Genomic DNA, 17,865 nt, shown 5'->3' with positions numbered 1-17,865 from the left:
CCCCCGTCGGAAACGGAGCAGCATCGCATGGCCGCAACCCAGCGCAGCAGGCGCGACCGGAAGAACGCGGACCCCGCGAAGCGCGCCAAGGGCGCCGAGCCCGCGAAGCGAGGCACGGCGGAGAAGCCCTCGACCGACGAGACCCATGAGAAGGCGAAGGACGCGATCTCCGAGCGCCGTCGGCCCGCTGCCGAGAGCACGGGCCACGGCCGCCGCGTCGCCGCGCCCGCGGTGACCCCGAACTGGATCGCCCCGGTCGCGGTGGTCCTGCTCATCGTGGGCCTGATCTACCTGGTCACCTACTACCTCTCGAGCGCGACGCTGCCGCTCCCGATCGGTGACTGGAACCTGCTCGTGGGCTTCGGCGTGCTCGCCATGGGCGGCGTGACGCTCATGTTCTGGAAGTGAGCACTCCACCGCCGCTCCCGGACCACGGCGCCGCACCGACAGAAGCCGCATCGACCGGTGCCGCATCGACAGGCTCCGCACGATCCGCCGGCACCGGACCCGCTCAGCCCTGGCACCGCTTCGTCGCCCTCGGCGACTCCTTCACGGAGGGCATCGGCGACCCCGATCCCGATGCACCCGGCGGCCACCGCGGCTGGGCCGACCGCGTCGCCGAGGAGCTGGGCCGTTCGGTCCCGGGCTTCGAGTACGCGAACCTCGCGATCCGCGGGCGCCTCTACCAGGAGATCATCGACGAGCAGATCGAGCCCGCGGTCGCGCTCGCGCCGGACCTGGTGAGCATCTTCGCCGGCGGCAACGACGTGATCCGCGGACGCGACCCCGACGAGATCGCCGCCGCGATGGACACGGCCGTCGGCCGCCTCGCCGAGACCGGCGCGACCATCGTCCTGTGGACCGGGCCCGACGTCGGCTCCACGCCCGTGTTCCACCTGATCCGCGGGCGCACCGCGGTCTACAACGAGAACATGCGCGCGATCGCCCAGCGCCACGGCGCCGCGGTCGTGGACCTGTGGTCGCTGCGCTCGCTCACGCACGAGGGGATGTGGGCCGAGGACCGCCTGCACTTCTCCCCCGAGGGGCATCTGACGATCGCCGCGCACGTGCTGGACACCCTGGGCGTCGAGCACGCACTGCAGCCCCATGACCTGGGCGACCCGACCGCGCTGCCGTGGCGCGAGGCCCGCCAGCAGGATCTGCACTGGGCGCGCGTGCACTTCGGGCCGTGGGTGGTGCGGCGTCTGCGCCGGCAGTCCTCGGGCGACGCGGTCCGGCCGAAGAGGCCGTCGGCCGCACCGGTCTTCGGTCGGCCCATGCCTCCCGGCACCTCCGCCTCCGACCGGTAGGTCCGAGAGGCGGGTCGACCGGCGGACGGCACATGCGTGCGGCACCAGATCGCGGCACGGCCGCGCCGCTCCGTCGGCCGATGGATGGGTACTTCTCCCCACTGCGCTCCGCCACGAGGGCATCTAGGGTATGGGCAACGGGCCGCACCGGGCGCACTGGTCGGAGGCCTGCAGGCGCGGGGTCTCCGCGCCGCCCATCTCCTTCGACAACGGGGCCACCATGCACTCCCTCTCCCTGCGGCGACGGCTCGCCGCGCTCCTCCTCCTTCCCCTCCTCCTGCTCGCGGCCGGCTGCGCTCGGGTGACCGCCGATTTCGACATCACCAGCGCCGACAGCTACGACCTCGACTTCGACATCGCCGTCGAGAAGTCCTACGTCCAGAGCGAGTTCGGCTCCGCCGACGAGCTGTGCAAGGGCCTCGAGGACGAGGACTCCGGCGAGTTCGGCCAGGCGACGTGGGAGCCCTACACCGAGGACGACATGTGGGGCTGCAAGATCTCCGGCACCGTCGAGAAGAAGGACTTCGGGTCGGGCTTCACGATCGACGAGAGCGACGGCGAGCTGCACCTGAGGACCTCGCCCGACTCCTCCTTCGATCCCTCGAGCAGCGGCTTCAGCGCGAGCGACCTCGACCTCACGGTCACCTTCTCCTTCCCCGGCAAGGTGATCGAGTCCAACGTGGGCACCGTCGACGGCAAGACCGTCACGATCACCGACGCCGGTGACATGAGCAAGGGCGTGGACATCACCGCGAAGGCGGGCGGCATCGGCGCGGGCCTGATCATCCTCATCGTCGCGGTGATCGTCGTGCTGCTGATCGTCCTGATCATCATCGCGCTGATCGTGTTCTTCGTGGTGCGCTCGCGCCGCAGGAACAGCGCCCAGAACAGCGCGGGCCCCGGCGGCTTCGGCGGTCCGGCGGGCGGAAACGGCGGCTTCGGCAACGGCGGTGACTTCGGCGGGAACGCCGGCTACCCCGGCGGCTCCGGCTACCCGGGCAGCAGCCAGGGGCCGAGCCAGGGCCAGGACCCGCAGCAGGGGGGCCAGGGCCAGCAGTGGAGCCAGGCTCCCGGTCAGCAGGGCCAGCAGTGGGGCCAGGCCCCCGGTCAGCAGGGCCAGCAGTGGGGCCAGGCCCCCGGTCAGCAGGCGCCCCAGTCTCCGCAGGGCCAGCAGCCGTGGAATCAGCCTCCGGCCCCGCAGGATCCGCAGAATCCGCAGGGTCAGCAGCCCTGGGGCCAGCAGCCGGGAGAGGGGTCCGACGGCGAACAGCCGTGGAGCCGTCCGCCGCGGGGCTGAGGCCCCTCGCGCGGCCACCCACAGCGCATCTCGAGAGGCCGTGAGGCGGCTCACGGCCTCTCGATTGGCGCGGTGAACCGGGGCCGACTAGTATTACTGAGGTCGGTCACGCCGACGAGCGCCTGTAGCTTAACGGATAGAGCATCTGACTACGGATCAGAAGGTTGGGGGTTCGAATCCCTCCAGGCGCACCAGCGGAAAGGCCCCGTCACCTGCGGTGACGGGGCCTTTCGCATGTCCGGGCACGGTGCCCTCCGGCCTCAGCCCCGCGCGATCGCCTCGCGCACGCTGGGCCAGGACTGGAGGATGTCGCGGGCCTCGGGATCGTCCTCCGCGGCGATCGCCTCGCTGCGCGCCTCCTCGAGGAGCTCGTCGATCACCACGCGCGTGCCGCGGTCGACGGAGGCGACGGCGGCCTCGACCATCGCGAAGCTGAGGATGTTCTCGTGCACCTCGCACATGGGTGTGCGGCCCTCGCGCAGCGCGGTCACGAACTCGATGATCGAGGCGTCGATCTGGTCGGGCTCGGGCTCGGCAAGCGCCTGCTCGAGCGCCGACTGCAGGGAGCGGGTCCGCTCCCCGTCCTCGGTGCCCAGCTGCGGCACGCCCTTCCCGTCCCAGGTGGCAGTGCCCTGCTCGGCCCCGATGCGCCACTCGCTGTTCCAGTAGGTCGGCAGGCCTCGCGCATTCCAGGTGCCGTTGTAGACGAACAGGGAGCCGCCGCTCATCTCGAAGGTGCAGCTGACGGTGGCATCGCCCGCGTACACGCTCCACTGCGGGTTGGTGCCATGCGCTGTCACCGCGAGCGGGTCCGTGCCGGTGATGTAGCGGGCCGTGTCGAAGGCGTGGATGCCCATGTCCCGCAGCAGCGGGTGCTGCTGGGTGGCGCGGAAGCCCTCGTGCTCGGTGAACAGGCTGAAGAAGGCGCTGGTGAGGATCGTCGGCCCGTGCTCGGCGACGAAGCGCCGCAGCTCCCGCACCTGCGGGAAGAACCGCCGCGACTGGGAGACCATGAACGGCACCCCCGTGAGCTCCGAGTGGGCCATGAGGCTCAGCGCCTCCGGCAGCGTCTCGGTCACCGGCTTCTCGCCGAGCACCGGGATGCCCGCGTGCAGCGCCTTGCGGGTCACCGGATGATGGGCGACGGGGACCGTCGGGTCGATGAGGATGTCGGCCCCCACCTCGAGGGCGAGGTCCACGCCATCGGTGCCGACGGCGACGGCCGACGGGTCCTCGACGCCCGACTGGGCGATGGACTGCGCGGGCATGCCCTCGACGAGGTCGGCGACGCCCACGAGCTCCGTCACCGGGCTCGAGGCGATCACGCGCGCCCACCACTTCCCCATCCCGCCCGCGCCGACGACGACGGCCCGCAGGGGCCGCTGCCCCGCGGAGTCCGCGATCGCGGCGTTGGGATCGGCGACGGCTCCCGAGGTGCTCGCCTCCGCGCGCGTCCCGTCGGCCGCTGTGCTCTCGCGCAGGTCAGATGACACGGGTGATCTCCTCGCCCTCGGCGGTGCGGGCGCCCTCGCGGAACCAGTCCCGCGGGGCGTTGGCGATCTTGATCGCAGCGCGCTCGCGATCCACCTGGGGGCGGGCCCAGAGCGCCGCATTGGCGAGCACGCGCTGGATCTCCGCCTGGTGGTAGACGGGGTACTCCTGGTCGCCGGGGCTGAAGTAGAAGATGCGCCCCTTGCCGCGGTGGAAGCAGCAGCCCGAGCGGAACACCTCTCCCCCGCTGAAGGAGGAGATGAAGACCTGCTCGTCGGGCGCGGGGATGTCGAACATCTCCCCGTACATCTCCTGCCCGGGGATCACGATCGGGTGGGGCACACCGCGGGCGATCGGGTGGGAGCCGCTCACGGTCCACACCCGCTCCTCGTCGTTGTCGTTGCGCCACAGCAGATTGCAGGTGGTGCCCATGAGCAGGCGGAACGGCTTGGAGTAGTGCGCGGAGTGGAGAGGCAGGAAGCCCATGCCCTCGCGCACGTGGCGGACCACGCGCTCGGCGACCTCGTCGGGCACGTCGTCGTGGGCCATGTGGCCCCACCAGGTGAGGACGTCGGTGCTCGCGAGGACCTCCTCGCTCAGGGACTGCTCGATGTCGTCCAGCAGGGCGACGCGCACGTCGACGTCCTCGCCGAGCGCTCCGAGCGTGCTGGTGAGCGCACCCGCGATCGTGGTGTGCATGCCCTCGGGGTAGAGCTCCTGGACTCTCTCGTCGACCTTCTCGTGCCGGTTCTCGCCGAACACGGTGATGCGCAGGGTCATGGCGCGACTCCTTCGTCTGGGGGTGGCGGGACGGGAATTCCCACGTGCGCACCATCGTAGGGTCGACGGCCGAGGATCCGAGACCCGGCGCGCATGCTGGAACGCCCGGGACGGTCGATCTGGGACACCCGGGAAGGTCGGTGGACACGCCGCTGCGACCAGTGATCCTTGCAACACTGCTCAGACCCCGTGCAGGCTGTTGCCGCCCCCGGCGAGCTCTTCGGGTCGCAGCGGACGGGCGCACGACGACGGTGCGACTGCGCGACGATCTTCGGTTCGGCCACGGCTTCTCGTGCACCGATCACAGGAGATCCGATGAACCGCTCGTCCGCTTCTCGCCCCTCGCGCCGTGCCCTGCTGGCCGGCACCGCCGCCGCAACAGGACTGATGACGGCTCCCCTCGCCGTCCCCTCGGTCGCTCGTGCTGCTGCGAGCGACCCCTACGACGTCTCGACCTACGAGCCCTCCCATGGATTCACGTTCGTCGACGGCTTCCCCGTGGCCATCCCCGAGTGGCGTTCGGTCGACTTCCGGGTGCACGCCCCGAAGATCCGCACGTTCCCGCCGTCGTTCCGCGTGACGCTCCCCGCCGGATACGCCGACGATCCGGACCGCCGCTACCCTGTGCTCCTCCTGCTGCACGGACGCGGCGGAGACTTCACGCAGTGGTCGGCCGACGACACCGGCGAGTCCGGCGGTGACGGCGGCGGAGGCGGCCAGGCGATATCCCGCACCGAGGACACGGACGTCATCGTCGTCATGCCCGACGGCGGGGCCGGGTCGTTCTACTCCAACGCCAATGCGCCGCTGCCGGGACGCGAGGCTGCGTGGGAGACGTTCATCATCGAGCAGGTCCTGGGCTTCGTGCACGAGAACTTCCGCACCGACCCGCAGCGCATGGCGATCGCCGGGCTCTCGATGGGCGGCTGGGGCGCGCTCGCGCTCGGGCAGAAGTACAGGAGCCTCTTCACCTCGATCAGCTCCTACTCGGGCCCCGGCGACTGCCGCCTGGACAACGACGACGGCAAGCTCGTCGCCCTCACGATATTCGCGTGCCCCATCTTCGACGCCTTCAAGCACCCCACCACCGCGAACGGCTTCGGGGCAACATGGGGGCCGTCCCTCGCGCCGCCGATCGCCTCGACCTACGACCCGATCGAGAACATCGAGCGCTACCGGGGCAAGCGCGTGTTCCTGCGCAGCGGGGACGGCAACTGGATCGACTTCATCGCTGCCCTGCAGGGCCATGGCGACCTGCTCGACCAGCTCCGTCGCAAGGCGGACACGATCGGCGGGGATGTGCTCGAGGGCCCCGTGCATCCCAACCTGGCGCGCTTCGCCGGCGCGCTGAGCGATGCCGGCATCGAGAACGACTACCGCATGGACAAGGGGCACACCCACGACTGGAACCTCTGGAACGAGAACTTCGCCGAGGACCTCCCCGGGATCATGAAGGCGCTCGAGGAGTGAGCGAGGGCTGACGGGGCGGCCACCCCGTCAGCCCTCGCGACGCACGACCGAGCCCCCGGGTGGCGCCGGCCGCGCCGGCCGCGCCGCGCCGGCCGCACCGCGCCGCGCTGCGCCGCACCGCGTGTCTGTGCGGGTCTGCGGACCTTTCAGCGCACGGAATGGTCCGCAGACCCGCACTCATGCCGGATCAGTCCGTGCGGGCACTCAGCACGCCCGCGGCATCCAGTGCGGTGCGCAGGCCGCGGGTCGTCGCGTCCATGGTGCGCCGGGCGCGGCGCTCCCCCACGATCCCGCCGAGCGCGCGCGGGCTCGCGTCGGACCACGAGCAGACCACCTCGCCGATCGCCCCGGAGGTTCCCGAATGACTCGGCGCCGAGGCCGACGAGCGGGCCTCGACCCTCATCTGCAGGTGCTGACCGCCGCCGGCGAGTCCTCCGAGCAGGACGCTGCGCCCCAGACGGCCGCGCTCGAACCAGCGGGAGAGGTCGGCGGACCTGCGACGTCCTTCGCCGCGGCCGTCGGTCCGCAGGCCGTCACCGCGGTCGTCGGCCCGCTGCTCGATCCCGCGCCACCCTGATGCGTGAAGGTGCTCGGCGATCAGCGCGAGCGCGCGCTCAGGGGCGCAGCGGACCTGCCATGCGATCGATCCCATCCGGACCTCCTCGTCATCGATGCGGAGCCGAACGCCCGGACACGCGAGCGGCCGACGGCGCATCCCGCTCCGTCGGCCGTTCGTCATCCGCCCGCGCGATCTGACCCGCCCGCGCCCCCGCCTCGTCGCCTCAGGGGGTGACGATCTTGCCGGGGTTGAGGTTCCGGCCGGGGTCGTTCTGCGCGAAGAGGCCCTCGATGATGTGCTCGCCGAGCTCGCCGATGTCCTCGGTGAGCCAGGGCTGGTGCTCGGTGCCCACTGCGTGGTGGTGGGAGACGGTCGATCCCAGGTCCACGAATGCCTGCTGCACGGCGCGCTTGGCGTTGTAGTACTGCTCGAGGGCCTTGTCGGGGCTCGTGTACTTCAGGGCGAACGTGAAGTAGAGGCAGGCGCCCGAGTGGTAGCTGTGGGACATGTGGCAGAACATGAAGCCGGGCAGTCCCTGCTTCCTCTGCGCCTCGTAGAAGGCCTCGTAGACCTTCGCGTGGACCTCGTTGATGTTCGACCAGGTCGCGCCGGTGTCGCAGACGTCGCCGAACACCTGGTAGCTCAGCAGGAAGTCGCGCAGGTACGGGGTGTCGAACTTCTTCTGGTCGTAGATCGCCCCGGGGCCGGCGCCGAGCGTGATGCCGCCGGCCTGCTTCACGAGCTTCTTCACGACCGACTTCTGGTGCTCGACGGTCTCCTTGGTGCCCTCGAAGCACACGTAGGAGATGCTCATCTCCTCGCTCGTGTCCCAGCCCTTGGAGCGCAGGTAGGCGAACAGCCCGTCCTGCACCTTCGCGGCGACCTTGCCCTTGGTCGAGGTCGGCTCCTTGACCATGGCGAGGCTGAACTCGGTCTCGGGGCCGTCGGAGAGGCGCGTGAAGGTCGGTGAGACGTCGGTCGAGCGGGCGATCGCGTGCATGCCGCGGATGCCGTGCTCCCAGTCGGGGTACATGTAGGCGATGACCTGGCGCACCTGGGGCAGGCGGTGCACCTGCACGGTGAGCTCGGTGATGATGCCCATGCGGCCCTCGGAGCCCAGGATCATCTCGTGGACGCTCGGGCCGGAGTCGCGCCCGGGGATCGGGTTGGTGACGACGGTCCCCTCGGGGTGGACCACGCGCATGCCGCGCACGATGTCCTCGATGTCGCCGTACTTGTCCGACTGCATGCCCGAGGAGCGCGTCGCGGCCCAGCCGCCCAGCGTCGAGTAGGTGAAGGAGTCCGGGAAGTGCCCCATCGTCCAGCCCTCGGCGGCGAGCTGCTCCTCGAGGTCGGGTCCGTAGACGCCGGCCTGAACCCTCGCCAGACCCGCGGTGTCGTCGATCGAGAGCACCTGACGCGTGCGGCCCAGGTTCACGGTGATCACGGGGCGCTGCTCGTCCGGGTCCGGGGTGACCGAGCCGGAGATGCAGGAGCCGCCGCCGTAGGGGATCAGGACGAGGTCCTTCTCGATCGCCAGGCGCAGCAGCGCGGAGACGTCGTCCTCGCTGCCGGGGTAGACCACGGCGTCCACGAGGCGGTCGAAGTCTCCCGAGCGCACGTGGAAGAGGTCCGGCAGGGAGCGGCCGAAGGAGTGCAGCACGCGGTACTCGTCGTCCGTGCGCACGTTCGCCTCGCCCACGAGGCCCACGATCGCCTCGCGCTCCGCATCCCCCAGACGGGTCGCGGGGACCTCGTGGTCCGAGAGCTCCGGATCCTCGAACTGCGTGATGGCCTCGAGGTCCACACCGATCTTGTTCTTCGCCAACGGCGCGAAGTCCGGCTTGTTGTCGAAGCGGAAGCGGACGTCGTCCATGCCCCAGCCCCACCACTTGTGCCGGGTGACGTCGGCCGCGGTGAGATCGGCTGCGGAATGCGATGCGGTCATCAGTGCTCCTCCCGGGGTCCCGTGCGGGGGCCCAGGATCTGCTCGTAGTTGCTGTCGTAGAGATCGACCACGGCCGCGCGCACGCGCTCCATGTAGTCGACGACGGATTCGCCGTCGCGGGCCATCATCGGGTCGCCGAAGACGACGCCGACGGGCGGGCGGCCGGGTTTGGGCCAGCTGCGGCCCTTGGGCATCGCCTCGTGACCGCCGACGAGGGCGGCGGGGATGATGGGGACGCCAACGCTCGAGGCGAGCGCCGCGGCGCCGGGCTTGAACTCCCCCATGGTGCCCGTCTTCTGCCGTCCGCCCTCGGGGAACACGAGGATCGGGACGCCGCTGCGCAGCAGGCGCCGGGAGAACCCGGAGTTCTTGCGCGAGCCGTCCCGGTCGATCGGGTACGCGTTGAACAGGAGGCGCACGAACAGGCGCTTGTACCAGACGTGGAAGAAGTAATCCGCGGCCACGCCCGTGGAGAGATAGCGGGCCTGCGCCCACGGCATCCCCTCGGCGAGCATGGGCGCATCGAGGTGGCTCGTGTGGTTCGCGACCAGGACGAACGGGCCGCGCACGGACTTCACGCGGCGCGCGGTCGTCACCGTCTGGGTGACGTTCGCGCGCACCAGGCCGCGGAACAGGCCGCGCTGGAGCACGAAGCGCAGGGCCGCGCGGGCGCGCGAGCGGTACTTGCGGGTGTCCTCGTCCAGCGGGTCCCAGCCGAGGCTCCGCAGGCGGGAGGAGAGGGACTGGTCGTGGCGCGGACTCTGCGCCGGCCCGTCGGCCTTCGCGTGCTTGTCCGCCTTCGCGGGCTTGTCCGCCTTCGCGGACTTCTCGGCCTTCACGGGCTCGTCCGTCCTCTCCGGCTCGTTGCCTGCCATGCTCAGCGCTCCTTGCTGCGCCGGGAGCTGAGCAGCGAGCTGAGGCGGTGCACGAGAGGGCGCGGCAGCGAGCGCAGCAGCGCGGTGATGAGCTTCCAGCGGCCGCCGGGGATGCTCACGGCCTTCCCCTGGGCGACGTCCTTCAGGCCCTGCTCGGCGAGGTCGTCGGCGTCCAGCCAGAGGAACCCGGGGATCGAGGAGCCGCGGATGCCGGCGCGCTGGTGGAACTCGGTGCGCACCCAGCCCGGGGTGACGGCCGTGGACTGCACGCCGGTGCCCTCGAGCTGCACGCTCAGGGACTCGGAGTAGTTGGTCACCCAGGCCTTGATGGCCGTGTAGTTGTTCTGCGTGATGAAGGCGCTCACGGACGCGATGTTGATGATCCAGCCCTCGCCGCGCGCGCCCATCGCGCGACCGGCGGCGCCGCCGAGCTTGAGGACGGCGCGCTGCATGACCTCGAAGCCGCGGTCGTGCTCGCTCAGGTCGGGATCCAGCAGCGAGGCGCGCACGGAGAACCCGGCGTTGTTCACGAGCACGTCGATCGCGGGGGCGTCGGTCGATTCGAGCCTGTCGGCGACCTTCTGCTGGTCGTCCCGATCGGCCAGATCGGCGACGAGGGTCTCGACCTCGACGCCGTGGCTCGTGCCCAGCTCGGCGGCGGCCTCCTGGAGGCGCGCGTCGTCGCGGGCCACGAGCACCAGCGCCACGCCGCGCCGGGCGAAGGCCCTGGCGAACGCCGCTCCGATGCCTGCGGTCCCACCGGTGATAAGGGCCCTGTGCATGCGGGCCACGATACATGGACGGGGTGCTCCCACCGAGGGGGTCCGGGCCGTCGTGCGCGTCACGCGGCGGCGCGGACGACCTGTGGTGAAAGGCCCCATGCGCTACCGTCGGACGAGACCGTGCACGACGTCCGCCCGCGCCCCTGCGCGGACGGGCACGCCCGCCGCGCCGGCGGGCGGAGGCCCGGGTACGCACCCGGCCGGGACGTCGGCCGCCCACCTGCATCTGAGGGAACACCGCATGTCCAACCCCACCCCGTCCCCCGAGCGCTCCGGCACGCGCGAGATCCTGCTGACCGGTGTCACCGGCTTCCTCGGCCAGGCCGTCCTGCAGTCGCTCCTCGAGTACACCGACGACGTCCGCGTGACCGCCGTCGTGCGTGCGAAGGGGACGCTGACCGGTCGCAAGCGCCTCGAGGGCCTGCTGCGCAAGCCCGTGTTCTCCTCCTGGGCCGATCGCGTGGGCAAGGACGCCGTGCGCGCGGCCTTCGACACCCGCGTCGACGTCCTCGAGGGCGACCTCACCGCGATGCCGCCGCTGGACAAGACCTACGACACGGTCATCCACTCCGCCTCCTCGGTCTCCTTCGACCCGCCGATCGACGACGCGTTCCGGACCAACGTCGGCGGCGCGCGCAACCTCTACCAGGCGCTCCTGGACTCCGGTCAGGACCCGCACGTCATCCACGTCTCCACCGCGTACGTGGGCGGCATCTCCAAGGGACTGCGCCGCGAGGGCCGGCTCGAGCATGGCGTCGACTGGAAGGCCGAGTTCGAGGCCTCCCAGGAGGCGCGCCAGCGCGTGGAGGCCGAGTCCCGTCGGCCCGAGAACCTGCGCACCCAGATGCGCATCGCCCGCCTGCGCGACGGCCGCATGGGCCCCAAGGCCGTCGCCGCCGCCGCCGAGGAGGCGCGCAAGCAGTGGGTCGACGAGCGCCTCGTCGACTTCGGCCGCACGCGCGCGCAGTCCGTCGGCTGGACCGACATCTACACCTTCACCAAGGCGATGGCCGAGCGCGTCGCCGAGGAGATGTGGGCCGACGCCGGCCACCGCGTCTCCTTCGTGCGCCCCTCGATCATCGAGTCCGCGCTGCAGCGCCCCTACCCCGGCTGGATCGACGGCTACAAGGTCGCCGACCCGCTGATCATGGCCTTCGGCCGAGGCCTGCTGCCCGAGTTCCCGGGCCTGGCGGACTCGATCCTGGACATCATCCCCGTCGACTTCGTGGTCAACGTGATCGTGGCGCTCGCGACCCAGGACGTCTCCTGCCGCGGCGACGACGCCTACTTCCAGGTCGCCTCGGGCGGCTCGAACCCGCTGCCCTTCCACGAGATGGTCGACGCCGTGCGCGGCTACTTCGTCGAGCACCCGCTGCAGGACGACGACGGCAAGGACATCGCCGTGCCCGATTGGACGTTCCCGTCCGTCGACCTCGTCGAGCAGCGCTTCCGGATGAAGGAGATCGCCACCAAGGCCGGCCAGACCGTCGTCTCCCGCCTGCCCGCGACCCGCCGCACCCGCGAGTGGACCACGACCCTGCATCGCAACGCCTCCGGCCTGACCACGCTGCGCAAGTACATCGAGCTCTACCGCCAGTACACGAAGACCGAGATGGTCTTCGACGACGCGAACACCCGCGCGCTGCGCGAGGAGCTGCCCGCGGAGTCCCTCTCGACCCACGACTTCGACATCACGAAGGTCGACTGGGTCGACTACTTCCGGAACCTCCACCTGCCCGCCGTCACGGAGCTCACCAAGGCGTACTCGCGCGGCCGCGCCGCCGTGCGCGCCCGCCAGAACCGTCCCGCGCCGGACATGAAGGAGGCGAGCGACGCCCTCGCCGTCTTCGACCTCGACGGCACCGTGGTCGGCGCCAACATCATCCAGCAGTACCTCTCGGTGGTGCGCGCGACCAAGCCCGCCACCTCATGGCCCGGCGAGATCGGCTCCCTGCTGCGCTCGGTGCCCTCCTACCTGCGGGCCGAGAAGCGCGACCGCTCCGAGCTGATCCGCCTGGTCAACCGCCGCTACAAGGGCTACCGCCGTGAGGAGCTCGAGCACCTGCTCTCCGGCAGCCTGGGCCGCTCGATCCGCTCCTCGATCCGCCCCGAGGCGCTCGAGCTCATCGAGCAGCACCGCCGCGCGGGCCACCGCACCGTGCTGGTCACCGGCGCCCTCGACGTGCTCGTCGAGCCGCTCGCCGGGCTGTTCGACGACATCGTCGCCACCCGCATGGACGTCACGGACGACGGCGTCATGAGCGGCTACCTCGCCACTCCCCCGGTGGTCGACGAGGCCCGCGCCAACTGGCTGCGCAAGTACGCCGACGAGCACGGCGCCGACCTCAAGAAGTCGTTCGGGTACGGCGACTCCCACGCCGACGCCTCCTGGCTCGAGCTCGTGGGCACCCCCTCAGCGGTCTCCCCGGACCTGGGCCTCTACTCGGTCGCCAAGAAGAAGCGCTGGTCCATCCTCGAGTGGTGAAGCCGGGCGGGGCGGAGTCGGGGCGCGGGGCGCGCGCACGCGACGCGAGGTGCGCTGACGCTCCCCGTCGAGCCCAGCGACCGGCGGCGACCGTCGCCCGTCGCCCCCAAATGAATATGGGCGGGTTTGCGGACCATTCACTCGGCTGATTGGTCCGCCAACCCGCCCATGTTCGTTGCTCGTCGTCGTTGCTCGTCGTCGTTATTCGTCTTCGTTGCTCGTCGTTCCTCCCCCGGGCTGGTCAGTCCACAGCGCCCCGAACTCGGCGTCCGGGGCGGCGTGATCGACGTAGCTTCGCGCCATGCCGCGTCGCTCCATCCCACTCCGTCCCGGGTCCCTGCAGTCTCGTGAGCAGCTGCTCGCCCTGGGGATGTCCACGCGACGCCTGCGCGGCGGAGAGCTCACCCGCGTGCTCCCCGACCACTACACGCCGACGGCCGCTCCGGCTTCTCTGAACGATCTGTGCCGCCTGCTCCAGGGCACGATCATCCCCGGCGCCGTCATCAGCCACTCCACGGCGGCAGCCCTGCTCGGCATGCCCCTGCCCTGGTGGTTCGACGGCGGGGTCGGCACCCTGCACGAGCACGGGGAGGACCGGGACGGCGTCTGGGTGGTGCCCAGCAGCGTGCCGGCGGGCAAGGGACGAGACGACATGTCCCTGACGCGGACCAGTTCATCCCCGGCACCGGCGAAGACCTGGACGCCTCCCCCGCTCCACTGCTCGGCACCACGGAATGCGCGGCGCAGCGCCGGTCCCCATGCGGTGGTGCACCGGGGACGCCCGGGGGCGTGGGTGCTGCGCACCGGAGGGCTGCTCCTCTCCCATCCGGTCGACGTGGTCTGCCAGCTCGCCGCAGCGCTCGATCTGGATGACCTGGTCATCCTCCTGGATCACCTCATCGGTCCTTCGTCGCCGATCCCCGGCACGACGGCATCGGACATCGACGCCTTCCTGCGGGAACGGCCCTCATCCCGAGGGCGCCCTGCCGTGGGAGCGGCTCTGCGCCTCGCGCGGCCGCACGCGCCGCATCGACGATGCCTATCCGGGCCTGCTGATCGGTGCGGAGTACCAGGGCGACATCCATCGCACGGACAAGGACCGCTGGCGCGACGACGAGGCCCGACGCGACGCCCTGAGCTCCGTGGGCTGGAACATCCGCTCGGCGACGGCACGGGACATCGAGAGGCCGGGACGCTTCCTCGCGGGCATGCGCAGAGCATTCCTCGCCGCAGGCGCACCAGCCCCTCCTGTGGAGAACTGGTCGGGTCAGAACGAGGCGCGCCTCGGCCGACGCAGCGCCCCGCCGCGCTCCCACCGTCCCAGCGGGCGATAGACCGCAGACGGCAGGCGGCCGAAAAGCGCATCTGCGCGGGTCTCCGGACCTTTCGCGCAATGGAAAGGTCCGGAAACCCGCGCAGAACGGCGGTGCGAGCGGGGCGCCGCCCGGGCGCCGCCCACGGGCGCGGCCGTCAGGAGCCGCCGCCCGCCGCGCCCCGGCTCAGCCGGTGTTCTTCATCCCCGCGGCGATGCCGTTGATCGTGGTGAGCAGGGCGCGCTGGAGCTCCTCGGAGGGCTCCTCGCCGCTCTCGGCGACCGCGCGGAAGCGCTGCAGCATCGCGACCTGCATGTAGTTGATCGGATCGAGGTAGCGGTCGCGCACGGCGAGGGTCCGCTTGAGGATCGGCTGGCCGTCCAGGAGGTCGAGCACGCCGGTGAGGCGCTCGACCTCGGCGACGCTCAGCTCGTACTCCTCGCGGATCCGCTCGAAGAGCGGCCACAGGTTCTCCGGCACGAGCGAGTGCACGTAGTGGGCGGCGATGTCCATGTCGGTCTTCGCGAGCGTCATCTCGATGTTGGAGATGACGGTACGGAAGAAGTGCCAGCTGCCCAGCATCTCGTGCAGGTCGTCCTCGTAGCCGGCCTCGCGGGCCGCCTTGAGGCCCGAACCGACGCCGAACCAGCCGGGGACGATCTGGCGGGACTGCGTCCAGCCGAACACCCACGGGATCGCGCGCAGGCCGTCGAGGCCCTTCTCCGAGGTGGTGCGCTTCGAGGGCCGCGAACCGATCTTGAGGTCGCCCAGCTGCTCCACGGGCGTGGAGGTCACGAAGTACTCGGGCAGATCCGGATCGTCTGCGAGGGTGCGGTAGCGGGCGAACGCCGCATCGGAGACGTTCTCCATCACCGAGCCGAAGCGCTCGAGCTGCTCGGGCGTGGTGCGCGGCTCGGTGTGCAGCGCCGTGGCCTGCAGGACCGCCGCGATCGTGAGATCGAGGTTCTCCCGCGCGAGCACCGGCAGCGTGTACTTGTCGGAGATGACCTCGCCCTGCTCGGTGAACTTGATGGTGCCGTCGAGCACGCCGTAGGGCTGCGCGAGGATCGCGTCGTAGGTGGGGCCGCCGCCGCGGCCCACGGACCCGCCGCGCCCGTGGAAGAGCCGCAGGGTGACGCCGTGGCGCGCCGCGACGTCGCGCAGGGTGCGCTGGGCCTGGTGGATCTCCCACTGCGAGGTGACCACACCGGACTCCTTGTTGGAGTCCGAGTAGCCCAGCATGATCTCCTGCCGGTCTCCTCGCAGACGCACGATCTCGCGGTAGGCGGGGTTGCTCAGCAGCTCCTCGAGGATCTCGCCGGCGTGGCGCAGCTCCTCGACGGTCTCCAGCAGGGGCGCGAAGTCGAGGTCCGCGCGCTTGTCGTCGGCGCTCGAGAGGTCGACGACGCCGGCCTCGCGAGCCAGCAGGGCGACGCCGAAGATGTCGTCGGCCCCGTGGGTCATCGAGACGATGTAGGTCTGGATGACGTCGGTGCCGTAGCGCTTGTGGGCGTTGCGGATCTCGGTGAACACGCGGTAGGTGCCGGCCGTCGAGTCGTCGAGGATCGAGTCCTCCTCGGCGAGCGAGGCCCCGTACATCGGCCGACGGCTCGTGAGCTCCGAGCCCAGGACCTGGCCGCGCTCGGCGCGGCTGAGGTCGCCGTAGGGGCGGTCGAGCTCGCCGAGGCGGTCGAACATCGCGGCGAGCACGTCGTGGTGCTTCTCGGAGTGCTCGCGCACGTCGAGCGTGGCGAGGGTGAGGCGGATGCCGGCCAGCAGGTTCAGGGCGACGGCGATCGCCCCGTCGGCCGCGCGGCGGCCCTTGTGGCGCGACAGGGCGTCGCGCACCACCTGGACGTCGTCCAGGAGCTCGTCGGCGGAGAGGTAGTCGCGGCCATGCACGTGGGCGGAGCCGTCGCGCATGCGCTCGCGGGTGTGCTCGAGCTTGGTGCGGATGGCGCCGAGCTTGAGCCGGAAGGGCTCCGCGGCGTACATCCGCTGCTGCTCCTCGTCGACGGAGCCGCCGGCCTCGACGTCGGCATCGATCGAGGCCTGCAGCGCGTCGTCCTCACCGATCAGGGTCGAGGACTCGGAGAGATCGGCGATGAGGTCCGTGATGATCTGCACCGACACGTCGATGGCGGCCTCGGCCTGCAGCCCGAGCACCTCGCGGGTGACGTCTGCCGTGACGTACGGATTGCCGTCGCGGTCGCCGCCCATCCAGGTGCCGAAGCGCAGCGGGACGGCGCGCTCGGGCAGGTCGGCGCCATGGGCGCGCAGCTCCTCGCGCAGGTCGTCGATGAGACCCGGCATGGTGTGGCGGTAGATGCCGCGCAGGTAGTACAGCGCGTTGCGGGACTCGTCCTGCGGGGTGGGCTGGGTGCTGCGCAGCTCGTCGGTCTGCCAGAGCATCTCGATGAGTTCGGCGAGGTGGCGGTCCTGGCGGCGGCGCTCGGGCGTGCCCTCCTCGGTCTCCTCGGCCAGCAGGTCCGAGACGTTGCGCAGCTTGGTGAGCACCGCGCGGCGCGAGGCCTCGGTGGGGTGAGCGGTGAAGACGAGCTCGATGTCGAGCGAGTCGACGGCCTGCTGCAGGGCCTCGGCGCCCAGGGTCTCGTGGATCTCTGCGACGGTGCGCGGGATCCAGGACTCGCTGGTGGGGTTCTCGTCGATCGCGCGGACCCGGTACAGCTGCTCGGCGGCGTTCGCGAGCAGGAAGTACTCGGTGAAGGCGCGGGTCAGCTCGGTCGCCTGCTCGTGCGGCAGCTCGGCCAGGCGCTTCTGGATGGACTGGGCCTCCCCGGCGTCGCCGGAGCGCTTGGCCTCCTTGGTCTGTCGGCGCACGTCCTCGACGAGGTCCAGCAGGCCCTGGCCGTGCTGGTCGGCGAGCGTGCGGCCCAGCAGCGTGGACAGCCTGCGGACGGTCGCGCGCAGCGGCGCGTCGATGTGCGGATCATCGCTGACAACGGGGAACTCGCTGGTCAGCGTGGGAATATGGATGCCACCTGTGTCGGACACCAGGCCTCCTGCTCCTGCCTCGGCGCACGGCCGACGACAGCAGCCGACGGCCGTGTCGGCTCTGAACGGTCTGGGTAAGAGTACAGGCGCGTCCCGACAGACGGGCAGTCGTCTCATCCGATGAGGCCGGGACCGTCCGGACCGTGCCGACGGGCGGGCGGGCCGACCTGCGGGTCGGCGAGCGCGTCGGCGTGCGGGCGACCCGGCCCGGGACGATGAGAGGGCCGCCCCGTCGGCCTGTCCTCCTCGAGCACGTAGCAGCACCACCTCACCTACACGCGGACGTCCCCAGACCGGGGCCACGTCGATCATCGTCACCCGCCGCTCTCGGCGGGACGCATCCGAAGGTGACCCGACCACTGCATGCGAAGCGAGGCCAGTCCGATGCAGAGCATTGGACCGACCCCGACTCGTACCGCACGTGAGCTCTCGGGCCAGTTTGCGGCTCTTCACCTCACTGCCTGAAGGCAGCCGAGCACGTTCCCGTGAGGATCGCCGATGACCCGCGGCGCGCTGACCGATCCACGCCTCAGACCCCTT

13 protein-coding genes and 1 tRNA gene are annotated in these 17,865 nt (G+C 71.0%); 7 read left to right on the top strand and 7 right to left on the bottom strand.

Features of this window, described 5'->3' with window-relative positions:
• Window positions 1–27 precede the first annotated feature (27 nt).
• From FHG10_RS01490 to FHG10_RS01475, 4 genes are all read left to right on the top strand, one after another.
• Complete coding sequence (locus FHG10_RS01490; protein ID WP_152351561.1) at window positions 28–408, top strand: cell division protein CrgA; 381 nt, start codon at window positions 28–30, stop codon at window positions 406–408.
• A complete protein-coding gene (locus FHG10_RS01485; protein WP_152351560.1) occupies window positions 405–1,310 on the top strand; it encodes an SGNH/GDSL hydrolase family protein in 906 nt (301 codons plus the stop codon). Before FHG10_RS01490 ends, FHG10_RS01485 begins: the two co-directional genes overlap by 4 nt.
• A gap of 220 nt (window positions 1,311–1,530) precedes the next feature.
• The gene (locus FHG10_RS01480; protein WP_152351559.1) at window positions 1,531–2,607 is read left to right on the top strand and encodes an LppM family (lipo)protein; all 1,077 of its coding nucleotides are present in this window, start codon (window positions 1,531–1,533) and stop codon (window positions 2,605–2,607) included.
• Between the two features lie 118 nt (window positions 2,608–2,725).
• Window positions 2,726–2,801, top strand: a tRNA-Arg gene (locus FHG10_RS01475).
• Window positions 2,802–2,867: 66 nt separating this feature from the next.
• On the opposite strand, the gene FHG10_RS01470 is transcribed toward FHG10_RS01475, so the two are convergent.
• Window positions 2,868–4,100 (bottom strand): Gfo/Idh/MocA family protein, encoded by a 1,233-nt coding sequence (locus FHG10_RS01470; RefSeq protein WP_227487967.1) that lies wholly within the window; start codon window positions 4,098–4,100, stop codon window positions 2,868–2,870.
• The gene (locus FHG10_RS01465; protein WP_152351558.1) at window positions 4,090–4,878 is read right to left on the bottom strand and encodes a ThuA domain-containing protein; all 789 of its coding nucleotides are present in this window, start codon (window positions 4,876–4,878) and stop codon (window positions 4,090–4,092) included. Before FHG10_RS01465 ends, FHG10_RS01470 begins: the two co-directional genes overlap by 11 nt.
• Window positions 4,879–5,193: 315 nt before the next feature.
• On the opposite strand from FHG10_RS01465, the gene FHG10_RS01460 reads away from it, so the two are divergent.
• Window positions 5,194–6,348, top strand: a complete 1,155-nt coding sequence (locus tag FHG10_RS01460; protein ID WP_152351557.1) for an alpha/beta hydrolase — start codon at window positions 5,194–5,196, stop codon at window positions 6,346–6,348.
• Between the two features lie 187 nt (window positions 6,349–6,535).
• Here FHG10_RS01460 and FHG10_RS01455 read toward each other — a convergent pair whose 3' ends face one another.
• The 4 genes from FHG10_RS01455 to FHG10_RS01440 form a co-directional block, all read right to left on the bottom strand.
• Window positions 6,536–7,000: a hypothetical protein gene (locus FHG10_RS01455; protein ID WP_152351556.1), complete on the bottom strand. Its 465-nt coding sequence runs from the start codon at window positions 6,998–7,000 to the stop codon at window positions 6,536–6,538.
• Window positions 7,001–7,130: 130 nt separating this feature from the next.
• A complete protein-coding gene (locus FHG10_RS01450) occupies window positions 7,131–8,855 on the bottom strand; it encodes an FAD-binding oxidoreductase (protein ID WP_152351555.1) in 1,725 nt (574 codons plus the stop codon).
• Window positions 8,855–9,730, bottom strand: a complete 876-nt coding sequence (locus tag FHG10_RS01445) for a lysophospholipid acyltransferase family protein (RefSeq protein ID WP_152351554.1) — start codon at window positions 9,728–9,730, stop codon at window positions 8,855–8,857. The genes FHG10_RS01450 and FHG10_RS01445 overlap by 1 nt, the downstream gene beginning before the upstream one ends.
• A 2-nt stretch (window positions 9,731–9,732) precedes the next feature.
• Window positions 9,733–10,512, bottom strand: a complete 780-nt coding sequence (locus FHG10_RS01440; RefSeq protein ID WP_152351553.1) for an SDR family NAD(P)-dependent oxidoreductase — start codon at window positions 10,510–10,512, stop codon at window positions 9,733–9,735.
• Window positions 10,513–10,753: 241 nt separating this feature from the next.
• On the opposite strand from FHG10_RS01440, the gene FHG10_RS01435 reads away from it, so the two are divergent.
• Window positions 10,754–12,997 carry an HAD-IB family hydrolase gene (locus FHG10_RS01435; RefSeq protein WP_152351552.1) on the top strand — a complete coding sequence of 748 codons (2,244 nt, stop codon included), beginning with the start codon at window positions 10,754–10,756 and terminating at the stop codon, window positions 12,995–12,997.
• A gap of 869 nt (window positions 12,998–13,866) precedes the next feature.
• Window positions 13,867–14,331: a hypothetical protein gene (locus FHG10_RS01430; RefSeq protein WP_152351551.1), complete on the top strand. Its 465-nt coding sequence runs from the start codon at window positions 13,867–13,869 to the stop codon at window positions 14,329–14,331.
• Between the two features lie 165 nt (window positions 14,332–14,496).
• Here the strand turns inward: FHG10_RS01430 and ppc are convergent, their stop codons facing one another.
• On the bottom strand, window positions 14,497–17,325 hold the full coding sequence (gene ppc / locus FHG10_RS01425; RefSeq protein WP_406565144.1) for a phosphoenolpyruvate carboxylase: 2,829 nt from the start codon (window positions 17,323–17,325) through the stop codon (window positions 14,497–14,499).
• Window positions 17,326–17,865 lie beyond the last annotated feature (540 nt).

Origin of the sequence: Brachybacterium subflavum (assembly GCF_009299795.1) — a bacterium.
Lineage (GTDB): Bacteria > Actinomycetota > Actinomycetes > Actinomycetales > Dermabacteraceae > Brachybacterium > Brachybacterium subflavum.
The sequence above is the reverse complement of the archived record's forward strand: the minus strand, read 5'-3'. Positions and strand labels throughout refer to the sequence as shown.

What these genes read in the sequence shown, in the direction of transcription:
- FHG10_RS01490 (WP_152351561.1), top strand. Translation starts at nt 28, where the DNA reads ATGGCCGCAACCCAGCGCAGCAGGCGCGACCGGAAGAACGCGGACCCC.
- FHG10_RS01480 (WP_152351559.1), top strand. Translation starts at nt 1,531, where the DNA reads ATGCACTCCCTCTCCCTGCGGCGACGGCTCGCCGCGCTCCTCCTCCTT.
- FHG10_RS01465 (WP_152351558.1), bottom strand. Translation starts at nt 4,878, where the DNA reads ATGACCCTGCGCATCACCGTGTTCGGCGAGAACCGGCACGAGAAGGTC.
- FHG10_RS01460 (WP_152351557.1), top strand. Translation starts at nt 5,194, where the DNA reads ATGAACCGCTCGTCCGCTTCTCGCCCCTCGCGCCGTGCCCTGCTGGCC.
- FHG10_RS01455 (WP_152351556.1), bottom strand. Translation starts at nt 7,000, where the DNA reads ATGGGATCGATCGCATGGCAGGTCCGCTGCGCCCCTGAGCGCGCGCTC.
- FHG10_RS01450 (WP_152351555.1), bottom strand. Translation starts at nt 8,855, where the DNA reads ATGACCGCATCGCATTCCGCAGCCGATCTCACCGCGGCCGACGTCACC.
- FHG10_RS01445 (WP_152351554.1), bottom strand. Translation starts at nt 9,730, where the DNA reads ATGGCAGGCAACGAGCCGGAGAGGACGGACGAGCCCGTGAAGGCCGAG.
- FHG10_RS01440 (WP_152351553.1), bottom strand. Translation starts at nt 10,512, where the DNA reads ATGCACAGGGCCCTTATCACCGGTGGGACCGCAGGCATCGGAGCGGCG.
- FHG10_RS01435 (WP_152351552.1), top strand. Translation starts at nt 10,754, where the DNA reads ATGTCCAACCCCACCCCGTCCCCCGAGCGCTCCGGCACGCGCGAGATC.
- FHG10_RS01430 (WP_152351551.1), top strand. Translation starts at nt 13,867, where the DNA reads ATGACCTGGTCATCCTCCTGGATCACCTCATCGGTCCTTCGTCGCCGA.